The organism is Bacillus sp. PK6-16 (assembly GCF_056530295.1).
The window spans coordinates 412,733-430,881 of sequence record NZ_CP096511.1 but is presented as its reverse complement, the minus strand read 5'-3'; the positions used below and the strand labels follow the sequence as shown (position 1 = coordinate 430,881).

The following is an 18,149-nucleotide window of genomic DNA, read 5'->3' as shown; positions in this document are numbered from 1 at the left end:
ATAAAAATATAGCTATTACATGCATTTATCCAATACTCAATCACTTATCCTCTTCGACCAGCCATACTTTTAAAACAGTACGTTCCCCACAAATAACGAGAGAAACAAACAAAAAAAGTTATATTAATAATTACCTCTCACCCTTTTCATCATTTACTACAACAAAAAAGGCGAGCATCGAATTTACCTCGATGCTCGCCTTTTCAATTACACTGCTTTTTCTTTATCTGTTACCACTGGCTTATCCCAGCACTCTGTATTCGTTAAACCAGGAATAGAATCTGCACTGAAGACTGGATCTTTCCCTTGTTTCTTTTGCCTTACATAGTCTGTTAATGCCGCGTACGCAAATCGGCCAAGAAGTGTAATCGCAATTAAGTTCGTGATTACCATTAGACCCATAAATAAGTCTGCCATATTCCATACAACTTGAAGCGTCGCAACAGAACCGAATAATACCATTCCAACTACCGCAATACGGTAAATTGTTAACCACGTTTTGCTTTGCTTAATAAATTCAATATTTGTTTCACCATAATAGTAGTTTCCTAAAAGAGAACTAAATGCAAATAAGAAAATAATAATCGCTAAGAAGCTACTTGCCCATGGGCCGATTTGTGAGCTTAATGCATTTTGCGTTAATTCAATACCTTCTAAATTTGTTGCTTTATATGCACCAGAACATAGTACGATAAATGCTGTTGATGTACATACTAAGAATGTATCTACTAAAACGCCGATCGTTTGAATAAAACCTTGTTTTGCTGGATGCGTTACATCAGCTGTTGCTGCCGCGTTCGGCGCACTCCCCATACCTGCTTCGTTCGCAAATAATCCGCGCTGAATACCATATTTCATCGCAGCACCGATACCGCCACCTACAGCTGAATCTAAACCGAATGCACCTTTAAAAATTTCCGTAAACACATCTGGTATTAAATAGAAGTTTTTAATGACAACAAAAATAGCTACCGCAATATAAACAAGCGCCATTGGCGGAACAATCATTTCCGACATACGTGCAATACTTTTTACACCACCAAAAATAATAACCGCAACTAATGCAGCTAATACAATACCAACAATATAACGCTCTAAACCAAATGCATTTTCAAACGCTAATGTTACTGTATTCGCTTGTACTGAGTTAAAAATTAAACCGTAACTAACTGTAATAAGGATAGAAAACCAAATTCCCATCCAACGTTTATTTAAACCTTTTTCCATATAATAAGCAGGACCACCACGGAAGCCACTGCCATCTTTTACTTTATAAATTTGGGCAAGCGTACTTTCTACGAAACTTGAAGAAGCCCCGATAATCGCAATAACCCACATCCAAAATACAGCTCCAGGTCCTCCCATAGATATAGCTAATGCTACACCAGCTAAGTTACCGATACCAATACGAGCTGCTGAACTCATACAAAACGCTTGGAAAGAAGATACACTACCTTTTTTACGCGTCTTTCCAGTTAATCCATCACTCATTAGTCGAACCATTTCCCCTAAATGAGTAATTTGTACGAATTTCAATTTAATAGAAAAATAAAGACCTAAACCAATTAACATTGCAATAAGAATATATGACCAAAGAATTGTATTTGTTGATGAAATAAATGGCTCTAAAATATTCATACAATTAACCCCTCCTTTTCTCCATAAAACGAATTATATTTAAAAAACATTCAAAAATCAACATTTTTCGACAATTTGCAATTTCCAAATATTAGCCAGGTTCACAGTAACAATATCTTTATGACTGACTACCCTCCCTCTAACTGTGCATACTAAAACAAAAAATAAATTCACAAACAACCCTATTGACAAAAATACCAACCTGTAACTATAATGATTACAACAGGTTGTAACAAACCTAATTACAACAAATTCATTTACTTTCAGATATACACTTTAACAAAACACTTTGGAGGGATTTATTATGAAAATCGGAATTATCGGAGCAACTGGTAAAGCAGGAAGTCGTATTTTAAAAGAAGCATTGGATCGCGGACATGAAGTAACTGCAATCGTAAGAAACGCTGCAAAAATTACAGAAGACAATGTAAAAGTTTTAGAGAAAGATGTATTCTCTCTTACATCTAACGACCTGCAGGCATTTGACGTAGTTGTAAATGCATTCGGTGCTCCAGCAGGCGAAGAACACCTTCACGTAGATGCAGGAAACGTACTTATTGAAGCTATGAAAGGTGCACCAAATACAAAATTACTTGTAGTTGGAGGCGCTGGAAGCTTATTTGTAGACGAAGAGAAAACAACACGTGTATTTGAGACACCAGGTTTCCCGAAAGAATATCTTGCAACTGCTCAAAACCAAGGTAAAAACTTAGAAATTCTGCAACAAACAAATGACATCACTTGGACATTCATCAGCCCTTCTGCACTATTCGCATTAGGAAAACGTACTGGTTCTTATAAAGCTGGTAAAGACAACCTTCTTGTGAACGCAAAAGGTGATAGCTACGTAAGTTACGAAGACTTCGCAGTTGCATCACTTGATGAAATTGAAAATCCAAAACATGTAAACGAACGCTTCACAGTAGTTTCTGAAGCTGAATAATAAAAAAAGCTCGTAAAACATTATGTTTTACGAGCTTTTCTTACTTTTAAGCTTTTATTTCTTTCATACCTTCTGTTCTTTCAAAACCTTTTTCTGTAATTTTAAAGAATACATCATTCACACCATACTGTGCATTCACTTCTACATTCTTTTTGTACACTTTAAATCGATCGAATTCCGCTTGATATACTTTTACTACATCACCATATTCAAACGTCATACCATTAAATTGTTCCGCAAATGCTTTTGTATTTTCCATTCCTTCTAAGATCATTTGCTTCTTCTCTTTTCCATCTTTACCAAACACAGAGAGACCCATATATTGTTCACCCTTAAATTGAGTATGAACCGGCCCATCTGAACCTACTGTACTTAATTTTTTATCTTCATGATTTAATGTGATAATTGATTTAATATTCGTTCCACCATGCCATGTACCAAAGAACATAATACTATCTCCATAAATCACTTCTACTGGCACTTCTGTTACTTTCTTATTTCCGAAACGATCTTTCGTTTCTACTTTTACTGTTCGCTTTCCAAGTGTAGTTGTATTTGGTTTTTCTACAAAACCGATTACTTCTCCACCTTTTACTTCAACAAAGTTTTTTGCATCTAGCTTTTCTACTTCCGTTCCGACTACTACTTGTTGCGGTTTTGCTGTTACTTCTTGTTGAGCTTCCATTCTCTCGAAACCTTGTTTAGTTACCTTGAACAGTAATTCTTTTTCTATCTTCGCTTTACCTTGACCGACAAAGTTATTATTTTGATACCAATTAAAGCGGTCTGATTCTGCATGATATACTTTCACAACATCACCGTAATCGAATCCTAAGCCATTAATTGATTTTGCGAATTCTTCCGCATTTTCAACACCTTTTACAGTTACTTTCTTTTTCTCATTTCCATTTTGATCTAGCAATGTAAATTCAAAATACGTCTCTTCTTTAAAGTAATGATGCACTTGCTTTGAATCAGCTGTGGCACTAAACTTTTGCTGATCGTGTTGCATTGTTACAATCGATTTAATATCAGTACTATAATTGAGACCTTTAAATACTAAGCTATCTCCATATGTCACTTCCACAGGAACTTCTGTCACTTTTTTATTACCAAAACGATCTTTCGTTTCTACTTTTACTTTTTGTTCACCAATTTTCGTTGTATTCGGTTTTTCTACAAAACCTACTACTTCTCCGTCTTTTATTTCAACAAAGTCTTTTGCATTTAATTTTTCAACATCTGTTCCGATTACTACTTTTTGTGGCACTGCTGTGACTTTTTGTAAAGCTTCTATTCTTTCGAAGCCTTGCTCTGTAATTTTAAAGAATACTTCATTTACACCATACTTTGTATCTACGAACTCATTCTTTTTATATACTTTAAAACGATCAAATTCTCTCTGATAAACCTTTACTATATCGCCGTATTCAAAAGCCATTCCATTAAATCGTTCCGCAAATTCTTTTGTATTTTCAGATGCTTTTACCGATAAAGCTTTCTTCTCTTTTCCACCTTTATCATATACAGTCATCGCCATATACTTCTCATCTGCAAATGAAGTATGCATTGCACCTTCTGAATCTGTCGTACTGAATTTCTTTCCTTCATGATTTAATGTAACAATCGATTTAATATTCGTTCCTCCATACCATGTACCGAAGAACATAATACTATCTCCATAAATCACTTCTACAGGCACTTCTGTCACCGTTTTATTTCCTAAACGATCTTTCGTTTCCACTTTCACCTTTTGTTCACCGATTTTTGTTGTAATTGGTTTTTCTACAAATCCAATCACTTCTCCATCTTTCACTTGAACAAAGTCTTTTGCATTTAATTTTTCAGCATCTGTTCCAATTACTACTTTTTGTGGTACTGCTGTTACTTCCTGTAAACCATCAATTAATTCATATCCTTGCGTGGTAATTTTAAATAGTTTTTCCGTTTCCTTTTTAGCTTCCCCTTGATCTACAAGTTTATTGTCATCATACCATTCTAAATATCGAGGCTGAACATGGTATACCTTAATAATGTCTCCATATTCAAAGGACATTCCATCTAACTCTTTCGCAAAATTCTTTAATCCTTCATGCCCTTCCGCTGAAACACTTTTCTTTTCTTTTCTTTTCCGTTCACATCGTATATCGTAACACTCACATACTTTTTATCTCGATAATCATGCTCCAATATGTTCCTTACTAATGTCATATTAAATTTCTTATCCTCATGACGTAGCGTTAGCACAGCGTTGGTATTCCAATATGTTTTAAATGCCATACTATCTCCATACACAACGTTAACCGATACAGGAATTGCGTTTACATTTCCTTCTGCATCTATAATTTCTACATTCACTGTTTGTTTTCCATTTTCTTGTTTAGGCCATACTATTTTCCCTGTCACTTTTACATTTTCAGCTAAATTTTGTACAAGTTCATTAGCCTTTTTCTCATCAAATTCAGTACCTATTAAAATATCCGGTACTGTATTAACTGGCTCACCATAAGGAACTTTATATGGCTTAACTTGCGTTTCACGAATAGGAGCGCTATCTCTCGATAACCATATTTCATTTTTCGGTTCAGGTAATTGTAGTTTATTTACTTTTTCTACAGTATCCGAGTCTGCATGTAATCCCCATTTTTCAAAGTATGGAATTAAATTTTGTCCCGCTACTTTAGAAGCCATATAGATAAACATTTGTTTTTTCTCTCTATTTGAAACAACCTCATCAATATCTAGCATAGGGAACTCTGTATCTGATAGTACTCTATACATTTGATGAAGCTTCGGATAGAACTGATCTCCATAGATTAAATGTAATTGCCAAAACATTATAACTGGATCCGAATTATCAAAATCCTTTTGGTCGTTTGGTTTATTAAGATATTCAAAAGCTTGTTCATAACGACCATCTACCTCCATACGAGAGGGATTTCCAAAAGCTATTTGAACAGCCAAACTGTAAATATTCGCTGTTACTTCTCCCATCCCTTTCCATTCCCACGGTTGTTGCTGGTGTAAATGTCCTACTTCATGCCAAGGGCCCCACCCATCATTTTTAAACTTTTCTAAATCTAATACATATTCAATCGATTCTTTTGCATATCCAGTATAAAAATTAGTCGCATACATGTAAGAACGACGAGGGTATTTAGCTTCAATAAAGTGAGTGTAATGTTCCGCCGACTTGGCCACCCCAGCTCCATTTTCTGACAATCCAGATAATGCACCTTCAATACGAATTGCTTCATCATGCGCCTTCATTAATTCTATCGGATTGATTGATTCGTTCGGTTCTTTCTTCTCCATGTAATTTTGTACCTTATCATACCCTGCAGTAATTAAGCTTCTTTCCCCTTTTAATTCTACCGCATAAGGATTTTTATACTTTTCGAGCATTTCATCCCAATCTTTTTTTGTATGTTTCCCTAATATAAATAAAGGAAAATGACTTCCACCATTTGTAACAGTTGCAGTAACTTCTCCTGTATCATTTAAATTATAAAAATATAAAATACCTCCATTAGGAGATGCAATTGCATTTTTCCCCGGCTTCAAATCAAACTCTTTCGGAGCTTCCTTATCATAACTATGTGTCCCTATAAACGCCTTAATAGATTGGTTCCCTTTTATTTCAATAGTGATTTCTTCATTTGGTTCCACATAAATTCCAGTTGGCTCATTAGGTGAAAATTCGTATGCATATTTTAAGCGTTCTTTCTCATCTTCGACGCTACCTTTACCCGGCAACTGAAATAATCTCTGCTCAAATTTATTCTCTTGAACATCTTCTAAACTTCCGCCCTTATTCTCTTCCAAAGGTGCGGCATATCCTTTCGATGCTTCGAAAGCTACTGGTGATAATAATGTAGATATACATATACCAGCTACTAATACCCTACTCGTCTTTTTCTTCGACATAATCTGTGTCCCCTGTTCCTTTATTTAGAGAAACTATCCTATATATCCATTTAATAAAAAATCCTATTATTTTTATAAAAACATTTAATGAATAGACTAACACCTCGCGCACCTGTATCAATTACTACCGCATTCCTCCCTATGTATTCGCTTTCTTACATTGTAAAATTTTTATGTAATATGCCCTCCTCACTTCTCTCTATTTATGATGAGTTCTCTTCGTACATAAAAAGAGAATAGTAAAAGATACACTTTAGTATTGTCATCTATACATCTAAAAATAAAAATAGTAATAGAATCTTACATTTTCTTCATATATGACCATCTATAGGTAGTTTTTCCAACTGAATTGTACACGCTTTACACTTTGTTTGATAGCCTCTCTAATTAGAATAATGTTACAATTTCGTGAATAAAATCCATTTATTGTAACGTTTGGATTTATCTATATTTTATTATTTTTAAATACTTTTTCAAACGTTAAAATAGTGTTTCACTCGATTAATTATTATTTTGATATATCTTTAAAGAATTCATATGAAAAAGCATTGGCATATACCAATGCTTTTTCATTATCTCTTTTGATTCGGTTTATGCGGTTCATTTGGAGTATATGGCTTATTTGGTTTATTTGGAGCCTCAGCCTTTTTCCAACTTACCGCTAACTCTGGACTTGTTTTTTCTTCACTACGCTCAAGTAATACTACTGCATTTTGAATAGTCGGTGTACCTTTATGCGCAATCCCTTGTAATTTCGTTAAATTTCCTGATACTTTAAAGCTAAATCCACCAGCTGGTGTTTGTTTCGGAATTAAAATGCGGAACTTTTCTCCTACATTAAATTCTGTTTTTGTTTCGCCTTTTTCATTTGCAAATTTCACGCCCGCTGGTGCACCTGTTGCTTGCACTTTATACGTTCCGCTTTTTGCATTTGTTTCTACTGTATATAAGCCTGTTTCAAAGAAATCATTTTTTAAGACTGCTTCTTGTTCTTCTGTAGGAGTTACACTCATCGTAATTTCTTGTAGTTCTTCACTAGCACTTGCTTTTGCAACGATATCTTTCGTTACCTTTTCTACATTTTTATTACGGAAATCTAAATCATTAATATCGATTTGTTTTAACGCATTCCACACTGCAAGCTGCGTTGCGTAATGCGCCTCTCTCCAATCAGATACCCCTAATTCTTGTGGACTCTTTTGTGGATATCCATTCAATAGTACACGATACACATTAATATCCACTTTCCCCATTTCCGGTAAGTCTTGACCGCTTGGAGATTTCAAATCGACATTTAAGCAAAAAGCAATTTTTCCATCTGCCGTTTTAATAAGCTCTGTTCGGATTGGTTTCTTCTTTGACTTACTATAACTCCAATCCATTTGATACTTTGTATGGTCCATAACTTCTGCAAATGCTTTTTGAAGCGGGAATAACACAAATAAAACACTTAAAAACATAGCTAAAATCTTGAACGATTGCTTTATATTCATGTTTACAGCCCCTTATAACAAACTTAATACTAAGTAGTATTTAATTAGAAACTATTTTTATGCACAAAAAAAGAGTGCTTTTACGCACTCTTTTTTCTTACCTTAATCTTAGAAATCGAAATTATCAGGATCTGGACCAACGCGGTGATTTTGATTTAACGCATCGATTTTTTCCATATCTTCTTTCGTTAATTCAAAGTTAAATACATCAGCGTTTGCAATAATACGGTGTTCTTTCGTTGATTTCGGAATTGTGATTACTCCATTTTGAAGATCCCAACGTAAAATAACTTGAGCTGTTGTTTTACCATGTTTCTCAGCAATTGCTTGTAATGTTTCGTTATCTAATAATTGACCTTGCATTAATGGTGACCATGCTTCCATTTGAATACCTTGTTCTTTACAGAAAGCTTGTAGTTCTTTTTGTGTTAAACGAGGGTGGTATTCTACTTGGTTAATCATTGGTTTAATTTCTGCATCTTTCATTACATCTTGTAAGTGATGGATTTGGAAGTTACTTACACCAATTGCACGTACGCGCTTTTCTTTATAAAGTGTTTCTAGCGCTCTCCATGTATCTTTATATTTTCCTTCTGAAGGCCAGTGAACAAGATATAAATCTAAATAATCTAGTCCTAATTTTTTTAGACTCTCTTCGTATGCAGCGATTGTTGTTTCATACCCTTGATCTGCGTTCCATACTTTTGAAGTAATAAATAATTCTTCTCTTGCAATACCAGTCGCTTCAATACCTGCACGAATTCCTTCACCTACAGCTTTTTCATTTCCGTAAATTGCAGCTGTATCGATGCTGCGGTATCCTGCTTTAATTGCTGATTTAATTGCTTCTACAAGTTCTGGTCCTTCTTCTACTTTAAATACACCTAAACCGAACCAAGGCATTTCTACACCATTACTTAATACTGTTTTACTTTGTAAGTTTTTCATTTTATTTTCTCTCCTTTTATTTTACTTGATCTCGTTTTTCTAATGACATACTCCACGCTGTTAAAATAACAGCGGCTACTACCATAAGGCCACCTACCCAAGCAGTATGGATTAATCCTAAAGAATTCGTTACAAGGCCACCTATATAAGAACCTAAAGCGATTCCCCCGTTAAATGCGGCAATATTAATTGCTGAAGCAACATCAACCGCACTCGGAACAAAGCGCTCTGCCAATATAACTACATATACTTGTAGCCCCGGAACATTCATAAATGCGAATAGTCCCATGAAAATAATTGTGATTAATCCAGCTACTTTAAATGGCGCTGTAAATGTTAAAACAAATAATATAATTGCTTGAATAAGGAACATGTAAAATAGCGCTCGAATCGGATTATGATTCGATAATTTTCCGCCGACCATATTCCCTATCGCAATGGCGATTCCATACACTAATAAAATGATAGTGACAGTACTCGCTTCAAACCCTGTTACTTCTTGTAATAGCGGTGATAAATACGTAAATGTTACGAATGTACCGCCGTATCCAAGTGCAGTAATAATGAAAACAAGTAATAGTCTTCCATTTTTAATTAGTTTGAATTGATCACGAAACGATACAGGTACACCATTTTTTAAATTAGATGGGACTAGTATGCTGTTTGCGATAAAAGCAATAATTCCAATTACGACAATCGCCATAAATGACGCTCTCCAGCCAAACTCTTGACCGATAAACGTTCCAATTGGCACACCTGTAATAGTTGCAACTGTTAATCCAGTAAACATAATCGCAATTGCGCTAGCACGTTTATTCTCTGGTACGATCGCAGCCGCAATTGTAGATCCTATCGACATAAACACACCATGTGCAAACGCAGATACAATCCTTGCGATAATTAATACAGTGAAGCTTGTTGCTAATGCCGCAATACCATTACCAATAATGAAAATAACCATAATCCACATTAATAATGTCTTTCTCGACATACTAGCCGTTAACGCTGTTAAAACAGGAGCTCCTACTGCCGCCCCTAACGCATATAGGGAAACAGTTAAACCAGCTGTTGTAACAGAAACATTTAAATCTTTTGAAATCGATGGTAATAAACCGACACTAATAAACTCGGTCGTACCAATCCCAAACGCACTAATTGCTAGTGCTAATAAAGCAAACATACTTCTTCGATTTGTCTGAACTTCCGAAGATGGTACTGTATATGAACTCAATTGAATTCCTCCTTATTACAAGAAATCCAATCATAATAGTGTGATAAAAAGGCCCTTTTATCTTCTAAAAAATATATTTAATCTCTACAAATGCTATTATGAATGGTTTCATTCTTTTTTTGAAGAACGCACTTTAAAGTACTATAGGCACTAAAAAGTAACATAGTCACTTTTTGGTACCGTACTACTCATTTGCCTCTTACATGTGCTATTATGAAACATATTTAACATGATAAAAAGTACGTACTTTAAAGTGCTATAGGTACTAAAAAGTAACATTTGTATGATTTAACTTATTTTACTCACAAAGGGAGGATTTCATATGAAGAAATACAATATTCCTGTAGAGGCGACTTTAGAAGTTATCGGCGGCAAATGGAAAGTTGTTATCCTTTGTCACTTAACGAAAGGTACAAAGAGAACGAGTGAACTAAAACGTTCCATGCCTGGTATTACACAAAAAATGTTAACACAGCAATTACGTGAATTAGAAGAAGACGGCGTTATTCAAAGAAAAGTATACAATCAAGTCCCGCCAAAAGTAGAATATTCTCTTACTGATTACGGTTGGTCTTTAGAATCCATTCTTGATTCTCTTTGTTCTTGGGGCGAATGCCATCTTGAAAAAGAAGGTAACACATCGATGCTAATTGCGGAAGGTGAATAATAGGAAAAAGGAAAAAACGAACATGAATTTGTTCGTTTCTTCCTTTTTTTCTATATATATATGTACATTTCTAACTGAAACAAAATATTTTATACGCTTTCATACCTTGTCAGCACTACGTTATACACTCAATATCAAATAATTAGGAATCATTTTTATGTTAACATAGGTGTATATAGTATATAATATAGGATATATATTATATACACTTTCCGGTAACGGAGCTTTTCCATTATGCGGACAAGCCATGTATCGGACAGTTCATAAATAATAAGTAAGACGTTATGGTTTTAGATTTATGTTTGCAGCTTACTTGCTGTCATAAATTTAAAGGCATTTTATTGTGTTTTGTGAAACTTTGTATAAAGTTTCGTAACCGTTTACTATCTTACTTATCAAAAATAAGAGTATTGCTATCGTAAAGGAGAATTGGAGATGCCAGAAACTATGACTCAAACAAAGCCAGAACAAGAAACTGTACAAATTTCTGCTAGCCAAGGACAACTTGATGTACTTGATCAGTTGTTAAAACCTGAGGTACAAGAATCATTAACAACACTAGTAGAACAGCTTCCAAAATTAACTGAGCTTGTTAACATTTTAACTAAGTCTTATGACTTCGCTCAAACTGTTGCTACTGATGAAGTATTAAAAAGCGACACTGTTGGTGCAATCACAGAGCTTGTAGAACCTGTAAAAGATACAGTGAAAAGCATGGCTGCTACTGCAATCGAAGCGAAAGATCGTGCTGACGAAAGTAACGAAGTTATCGGCCTGTTCGGTCTTTTAAAATTATTAAAAGATCCACAAGCACAAAAAATGTTCCGCTTTGTGAACGCATATCTTCAAATTAGTGCAGAACGTAACAATAAATAATTTAACTTATAACAACAATTAGTAAAGACGGGGGATATCATACTATGTCAAAACAAATTGTCATCTTAGGCGCTGGTTATGGCGGTCTTCTTGCCGCTTTAAACGTACGTAAATATTACAGCAAATCAGAAGCACAAGTTACAGTGATTAACCAATACCCAACACACCAAATCATCACTGAACTACACCGCCTTGCAGCTGGTAACGTGTCTGAGCAAGCAGTTGCAATGCCACTTACAAAGCTTTTCAAAGGGCAAGACATCGACCTTAAAATTGCAACAGTTGAGTCATTCTCAGTTGATAGCAAAGAAATCAAATTAGCTGGCGGCACTACTTTATCTTACGATGCACTTGTAGTTGCTTTAGGAAGTAAAACTGCTTACTTCGGTATTCCAGGACTAGAAGAAAACAGCATGGTATTAAAATCTGCTGCTGATGCAAATAAAATCTACAAACACGTTGAAGACCGTATTCGTGAATACGCGAAAACGAAAAACGAAGCTGATGCTACAATCGTAATCGGTGGTGGCGGATTAACTGGCGTTGAGCTAGTTGGTGAGCTTGCTGACATTATGCCTAAACTTGCAAAAAGCCACGGCGTAAATCCAAAAGAAGTGAAACTTCTTCTTGTTGAAGCAGGTCCAAAAATCCTTCCAGTATTACCAGATCACTTAATCGAACGTGCAACTACTAGCCTAGAAGCGCGCGGCGTTACATTCTTAACTGGTCTTCCTGTAACAAACGTTGCTGGCAACGAAATCGACTTAAAAGACGGTCAAAAACTTGTTGCTAACACATTCGTTTGGACGGGCGGCGTACAAGGTAACCCATTAATCGGTGAATCAGGTCTTGAAGTTAACCGTGGACGTGCAACAGTTGATGCATACCTACAATCTACTTCTCACAAAGACGTATTCGTTGCTGGAGACAGCGCTGTTGTCTTCGCTCCAGACGGACGTCCATACCCACCAACTGCACAAATCGCTTGGCAAATGGGTGAGTTAATTGGATACAACTTATACGCAGCACTAGAAGGCAAAGCATTAGAAGAGTTCGCACCTGTAAACTCTGGAACACTTGCTAGTCTAGGACGTAAAGATGCGGTTGCTACAATTGGAGCAAGCAATACTCCACTTAAAGGCTTACCAGCATCATTAATGAAAGAAGCAAGTAACGTTCGTTACTTATCACACATTAAAGGTCTATTCAGCTTAGCTTACTAATCTGAATATAAGCCCGAATCATGCCCTGCATGGTTCGGGCTATTTTTATCCGTAATTTTCTCTAACTTATTTATTCGTCAAAAGAATAATATAACCCTTTTAATTATCTAAATTTACTGATTATTTTATGTCCAAATTGTGTATACGAAAGGATGGAAGTATTCTTCCTACTCCCATCCTTTCACACAAACTATTCACCTAACTTCACAAGGCTGTAGTTCTTCTTCCCTTTACGAATAATAATAAATCTTCCATCAAATGAATTTTCTACAGTAACATCCGTACCCACATCTGTTACTTTCTCACCATTCATAGAAATCGCACCATTATTAATGTCTTCGCGTGCTTGTCGTCTAGATGGTTCAATTCCTAAATCGACTAGCCACTCTACGATGTTTTTCGTCTCTTTTGAAGACTGGAATGTTGGCATTTCTTTAAAGCCTTGTTCAATTTCATCAGCTGTTAACGATTTAATATCTCCGCTAAATAACGCTGCTGTAATTTTCTCAGCTTGCAGGAACGCCTCTTCTCCATGAACAAATTTCGTCATTTCTTCTGCTAACACTTTTTGCGCTTCACGTTTATGAGGTTCCGCTTCTACCTTCGTTGCTAATTCATCAATACGCTCTTTCGTTAAGAACGTAAAGTATTTCAAGTATTTAATTACGTCACGGTCATCTGTATTTACCCAGAACTGGTAAAATTCAAACGGTGTCGTTTTTTCAGGATCAAGCCAAACCGCACCACCTGCTGATTTACCAAACTTCGTACCGTCCGATTTTAATAATAACGGAATCGTTAATCCGAATACTTTCGCCTCATGACCTTCTAACTTACGAATTAAATCTAAACCACTCGTAATATTTCCCCATTGGTCACTACCACCAATTTGAAGTTGAACATCCTCTTTCGTGTATAAATGATGGAAGTCCATCGCTTGCAAAATTTGGTACGTGAATTCCGTGAAAGAAATACCTGTATCTAAACGGCTTGCTACAATATCCTTCGCTAACATGCTATTGATGCTAAAGTTTTTCCCGTAATCACGTAAAAACTCAATAATATTTATTTCATGTGTCCAATCATAGTTATTTACCATCTTCACTTCGCTATTTCCACCAAAATCAAATAGCTTTTTCATTTGTACTGTTAACGCATCTACATTATGCTGAACCACTTCTAACGTTTGAAGTTGACGCTCTGATTGTCGTCCACTCGGATCACCAATTGTTCCTGTTGCCCCGCCAATTAAAATAACAGGATGATGACCAGCTAATTGGAATCTCTTCATCATCATAAACGGAATCAAATGTCCAATATGCATACTATCACCAGTCGGATCAACTCCGCAGTATAGCGAAATCTTTTTCTCTTCTACTAGCTTACGTAAACCTTCTTCGTCAGTCTGCTGATTAACGGCGCCGCGCCATTCTAATTCATCAATAATATTCATCTTTTGTCATCCCCTTTATTTTTTAAAAACAAAAAGTCCCTATGTCTACGATAGACATAGGGACGATTATTCACCGTGTTACCACCCAGTTTGCATAAATAGCATAGCTACTCATACCACTCTTAGCAATAATATCGATTGCTAGTCCGCTTAGCATTACCTAAGATACTCCAGAGTGTAATTCGCAAGTTTGTTTGTGCTAGGTTCCAGCAACCCCTAGCTCTCTCGTTAACAGTGACAAACTGCTACTGGGCTCTTTCAACGTATGTTATTTGTTAAATTATTAGCCATTATATTGAATTGAAAACAAATTGTCAACAATACCCAAATATTATTTTGAAATAATTCATATCTTCATACGTATTTTGTTATTCCTTATCTTCTCCAATAATCCTTACTTCTCGCTCCAACTTCACGCCAAATTTCTCTTCAACTGTCTTTTGTACGAAGTGAATTAAATCGATGTAATCTTGTGCTGTTCCGTTATCAACATTCACCATAAACCCAGCGTGTTTTAAAGAAACTTCTACTCCACCAATTCGCTTACCTTGTAGTCCTGAGTCTTGAATTAACTTACCAGCAAAGTTATTTGGTGGGCGCTTAAATACGCTACCACATGAAGGATATTCTAGAGGCTGTTTTGACTCACGTTTAAACGTTAAATCATCCATTTTTGCTTTAATTTCTTCATGTACACCTTCTTCAAGTTCAAATCTCGCTTCAAGAATAATGTAATGGTTGTTCGCAAATACACTCTTACGATATCCAAATTCAAATGCTTCTTTCGTCAAAGTACGTAGCTCTCCATCACCTGTCATTACGACAGCTTCTGTTAATACAAACGAAATTTCACCGCCGTATGCACCAGCATTCATATATAATGCTCCGCCAACTGAACCTGGAATACCACAAGCAAACTCAAGACCCGTTAAGTTATGGTCTAAGGCAATACGTGATACATCAATAATTGCTGCACCACACTGTGCTACAATCGTCGTTCCTGTTACAGTAACACCTGTAATATGAATTAAACTTACTGTAATCCCGCGAATTCCACCATCTTTAATAATGACATTCGATCCATTTCCTAAAAACGTAACTGGAATATTATATTCGTTCGCATATTTGATAACTTCTTGAATTTCATCATAATTTGTAGGCGCAACAAAAACATCTGCTTTTCCGCCAACTTTAATATGCGTATGATTCTTTAACATTTCATCTTGTTTAACATGTCCTTCAGGCAATACCGTACTTAAATATTTATAAACCTCTTGCATATTCATTTTACGATTCCTCTATTTCTATATTCATTTTATCCCGTTATACGGGCCCATAATATCCCCACGTACATGAAAGAACCTAAAGTGGTGGATACAGTGTACCCAAAATCAATTCGAGACACCTATAAACCTCTTAATTTATAAGAGGTGCCACTCATATTAAAATATATATTGCATAATAAAGCAACCCAAATGGACTACTAAACTTGACATGTCATCAGAAAGACAACAATTTGTAAAATATGTGACTTTTTCAAAACACTATCCCTCAGTATCTTACTATACCACACAAAAAGAAAGTGGTATTTTTTTGTACTTTTTACTTTATTTACATCAATGAAAAAAGAGCACATCCGACAGAATGTGCTCTTTCTATACTCTTTATATTACTTTTCGTTCTCTTCTTTTTCTTTATCAAACCATAACAGCTCATCGTTATCAACTTCACCATTATAATTGATTAAAATTTCTTCTCCTGCTTTTATATCCTTATAAGCATAGAAGTTAAACGTATGGTTCTCGAAGACAATATCATACGTTGCATTCGGTGTATATGAATGATTGAATAACATACCGTATCCTAAAAGGATTGCCGTATGATTGATTCCATACTCAAATGCGTAGTCAGCAAGTAATGTTTTCTCAATGTGTTCATGCTGTTCATTCGGATAAGAGATAACTGGTGCTGCGTGTATCAACTCACCTTTTTTAATATCACGAGTTGCAAATACACCTCTATTAAATTCTCCATCACTAAGTTCAGAAGTCTTAACTTCGATCATATGCGTCACCTATTTAATTCTTTCTTTGAAGTATTTTAATTCCGCTATTAGCTGAATTTTATCTCCTTAAGCTTGGCAGAAAACGCGCAGAAAAGCAATTAAATTCCTATCAAGTATTCGTTTCAATGAAAAAAGAGCACATCATTCGTGCTCTTTCCAAGCAATATTACTTTTCTAAAATATCTTCTAACAACTTCACTTGCTCGCTAACAGTTTGTAACGTCTTCACTGACGTATCATTTCGATGTTTTTCTTCTTCCACACTCGCTAGCACTTCTTCTGTAGCTGTAGAAGTTTGCTGAATTACGTTAGAAGCATGCGTAACATCCTTTACGATATTCGTTGTTTTAACTTGGAAACTTTCTTGATGAACAACAACCTCTCGCATTACTTCATTAATCGCATCAATAAACTTCCCTAAATCAGTTACATTTGTTAAAACGCTTGCTAACATCTCGTTACATTCTTCTTGTACTCTTTCTGACTTCTCTACTTGCACTTCTACCTTACTTGCTTGATTACTAAACTCCTTCAAAATCCCTTGAATTCTTCCCGCAGAACGATTTGATTCTTCAGCAAGCTTTAACACTTCACTCGCTACAATAGCAAAACCTTTTCCATGCTCGCCTGCCCTCGCAGCTTCAATATTTGCATTTAAAGCTAGCAGACTCGTCTGACTTGAAATATTCGTTATTACATCTACAATTTCATTAATTTGTTTCGATTGCATCATTAAATCTCTAAATATAATTCCAGACTGTGAAACAACATCATTTAAACTTCTCATGTTAGTTTCAAAATTTCTTAGAGTATGTACACTACCTTTTGAAATTTCTAAGCTTTCATCCACACGAGCCGATGCAGTTCTTACTTGAGAGATGATTTGTTCAATATTTCCCTCCATATCATTCAATACTTCTACCGAACGATACATCATCTCTGATTGTGATTGCGTACCAACTGCCACCTCTTCAAAGGCAAAATTAATTTCACTCATCGATTCCATCGACGTGTTCATATTTTGTCTTAAATGATTGAAATTACTATCTAGTTTCACAACTGTTTCTTCAATAAGTCTTTGCGTCTCTTCTAACTCCTGAGCTTTTCTCATTACTTCTTGCTTCTCATCACTTAAACGAAGGAGCAGATTAGAACCGATTTTCGTGACGCCCCACATAGCGATTGTTACAATCGCTAACAAACTTGCGAAATTAGCAGCTTCAGACGAGGCTGTATAAGCAAAAAATTGCTCCGGCCAATAGCTACAAAGGATAAATGTGATCACAACAGCTACCCCGCCAAGAATTAAAATGAGGCGCTCACTTAAGTAAATAAGTGAAACAGCTAATGTAAAATAGACCATTTGAAATACAGCCGGGCTTTCATTAAAAGCTTGTACCATAATGTAAGACATTGTAAGCAACATAAATGTCATGATATATTTATACGCTGATTCCATACTTTTTATAAAAGTAAACAGCGTTCCAAATGCAACGACAGAAATACCACAAATCCAAAACGCTATGGCTCTCTCTGTAAAAATATATCCATAATACCCAATTGCGATTATCCCAAGAAAGAAACTACAAATCGTTATCAACAGTAATAAATGATTTTTCTGTGATTCTTTCTCAAGGTTAGAAAAACAAGTCCTCTTTAACCAATCCATATGAAGCCCCACCTTC

The 18,149-nt window shown here is 35.6% G+C and carries 12 protein-coding genes, 1 pseudogene and 1 other annotated feature; of the genes and pseudogenes, 4 read left to right on the top strand and 9 right to left on the bottom strand.

The genetic code is table 11. The features are described 5' to 3' along the window. Window positions 1–207 precede the first annotated feature (207 nt). Complete coding sequence (locus tag M1D66_RS02040; RefSeq protein ID WP_242554955.1) at window positions 208–1,638, bottom strand: alanine/glycine:cation symporter family protein; 1,431 nt, start codon at window positions 1,636–1,638, stop codon at window positions 208–210. Window positions 1,639–1,942: 304 nt separating this feature from the next. On the opposite strand from M1D66_RS02040, the gene M1D66_RS02035 reads away from it, so the two are divergent. Continuing rightward, the gene (locus tag M1D66_RS02035) at window positions 1,943–2,581 is read left to right on the top strand and encodes an NAD(P)-dependent oxidoreductase (protein WP_086385553.1); all 639 of its coding nucleotides are present in this window, start codon (window positions 1,943–1,945) and stop codon (window positions 2,579–2,581) included. A 46-nt stretch (window positions 2,582–2,627) separates the two neighbouring features. Here the strand turns inward: M1D66_RS02035 and M1D66_RS02030 are convergent. From M1D66_RS02030 to M1D66_RS02015, 4 genes and pseudogenes are all read right to left on the bottom strand, one after another. Next, window positions 2,628–6,508 (bottom strand): annotated as a pseudogene (locus M1D66_RS02030) (putative mucin/carbohydrate-binding domain-containing protein). A 572-nt stretch (window positions 6,509–7,080) separates the two neighbouring features. Beyond that, window positions 7,081–8,001: a thioester domain-containing protein gene (locus M1D66_RS02025; RefSeq protein WP_086385555.1), complete on the bottom strand. Its 921-nt coding sequence runs from the start codon at window positions 7,999–8,001 to the stop codon at window positions 7,081–7,083. A 108-nt stretch (window positions 8,002–8,109) separates the two neighbouring features. After that, window positions 8,110–8,949, bottom strand: coding sequence for an aldo/keto reductase (locus M1D66_RS02020; protein WP_086385556.1), 840 nt, complete (start codon window positions 8,947–8,949; stop codon window positions 8,110–8,112). 16 nt (window positions 8,950–8,965) lie between these two features. Then, window positions 8,966–10,129 (bottom strand): MFS transporter, encoded by a 1,164-nt coding sequence (locus M1D66_RS02015; RefSeq protein WP_242555037.1) that lies wholly within the window; start codon window positions 10,127–10,129, stop codon window positions 8,966–8,968. Between the two features lie 373 nt (window positions 10,130–10,502). On the opposite strand from M1D66_RS02015, the gene M1D66_RS02010 reads away from it, so the two are divergent. The 3 genes from M1D66_RS02010 (at window position 10,503) to M1D66_RS02000 (ending at window position 12,946) form a co-directional block, all read left to right on the top strand. Then, complete coding sequence (locus M1D66_RS02010) at window positions 10,503–10,847, top strand: winged helix-turn-helix transcriptional regulator (RefSeq protein ID WP_086385558.1); 345 nt, start codon at window positions 10,503–10,505, stop codon at window positions 10,845–10,847. A 435-nt stretch (window positions 10,848–11,282) separates the two neighbouring features. After that, window positions 11,283–11,723 carry a DUF1641 domain-containing protein gene (locus tag M1D66_RS02005; RefSeq protein WP_001115309.1) on the top strand — a complete coding sequence of 147 codons (441 nt, stop codon included), beginning with the start codon at window positions 11,283–11,285 and terminating at the stop codon, window positions 11,721–11,723. Between the two features lie 44 nt (window positions 11,724–11,767). After that, window positions 11,768–12,946 (top strand): NAD(P)/FAD-dependent oxidoreductase, encoded by a 1,179-nt coding sequence (locus M1D66_RS02000; RefSeq protein ID WP_006918768.1) that lies wholly within the window; start codon window positions 11,768–11,770, stop codon window positions 12,944–12,946. 190 nt (window positions 12,947–13,136) lie between these two features. Here the strand turns inward: M1D66_RS02000 and tyrS are convergent, their stop codons facing one another. The 4 genes from tyrS to M1D66_RS01980 form a co-directional block, all read right to left on the bottom strand. Next, window positions 13,137–14,399, bottom strand: coding sequence for a tyrosine--tRNA ligase (gene tyrS, locus M1D66_RS01995; protein ID WP_242554954.1), 1,263 nt, complete (start codon window positions 14,397–14,399; stop codon window positions 13,137–13,139). Window positions 14,400–14,454: 55 nt separating this feature from the next. Continuing rightward, window positions 14,455–14,670: a binding site (T-box leader), on the bottom strand. Window positions 14,671–14,767: 97 nt separating this feature from the next. Continuing rightward, the gene (murB, locus tag M1D66_RS01990; RefSeq protein ID WP_001057102.1) at window positions 14,768–15,685 is read right to left on the bottom strand and encodes a UDP-N-acetylmuramate dehydrogenase; all 918 of its coding nucleotides are present in this window, start codon (window positions 15,683–15,685) and stop codon (window positions 14,768–14,770) included. 383 nt (window positions 15,686–16,068) lie between these two features. Continuing rightward, on the bottom strand, window positions 16,069–16,464 hold the full coding sequence (locus M1D66_RS01985) for an SET domain-containing protein (protein ID WP_000573649.1): 396 nt from the start codon (window positions 16,462–16,464) through the stop codon (window positions 16,069–16,071). Window positions 16,465–16,630: 166 nt separating this feature from the next. Further along, the gene (locus M1D66_RS01980; RefSeq protein WP_086385559.1) at window positions 16,631–18,133 is read right to left on the bottom strand and encodes a DUF4077 domain-containing protein; all 1,503 of its coding nucleotides are present in this window, start codon (window positions 18,131–18,133) and stop codon (window positions 16,631–16,633) included. Window positions 18,134–18,149 lie beyond the last annotated feature (16 nt).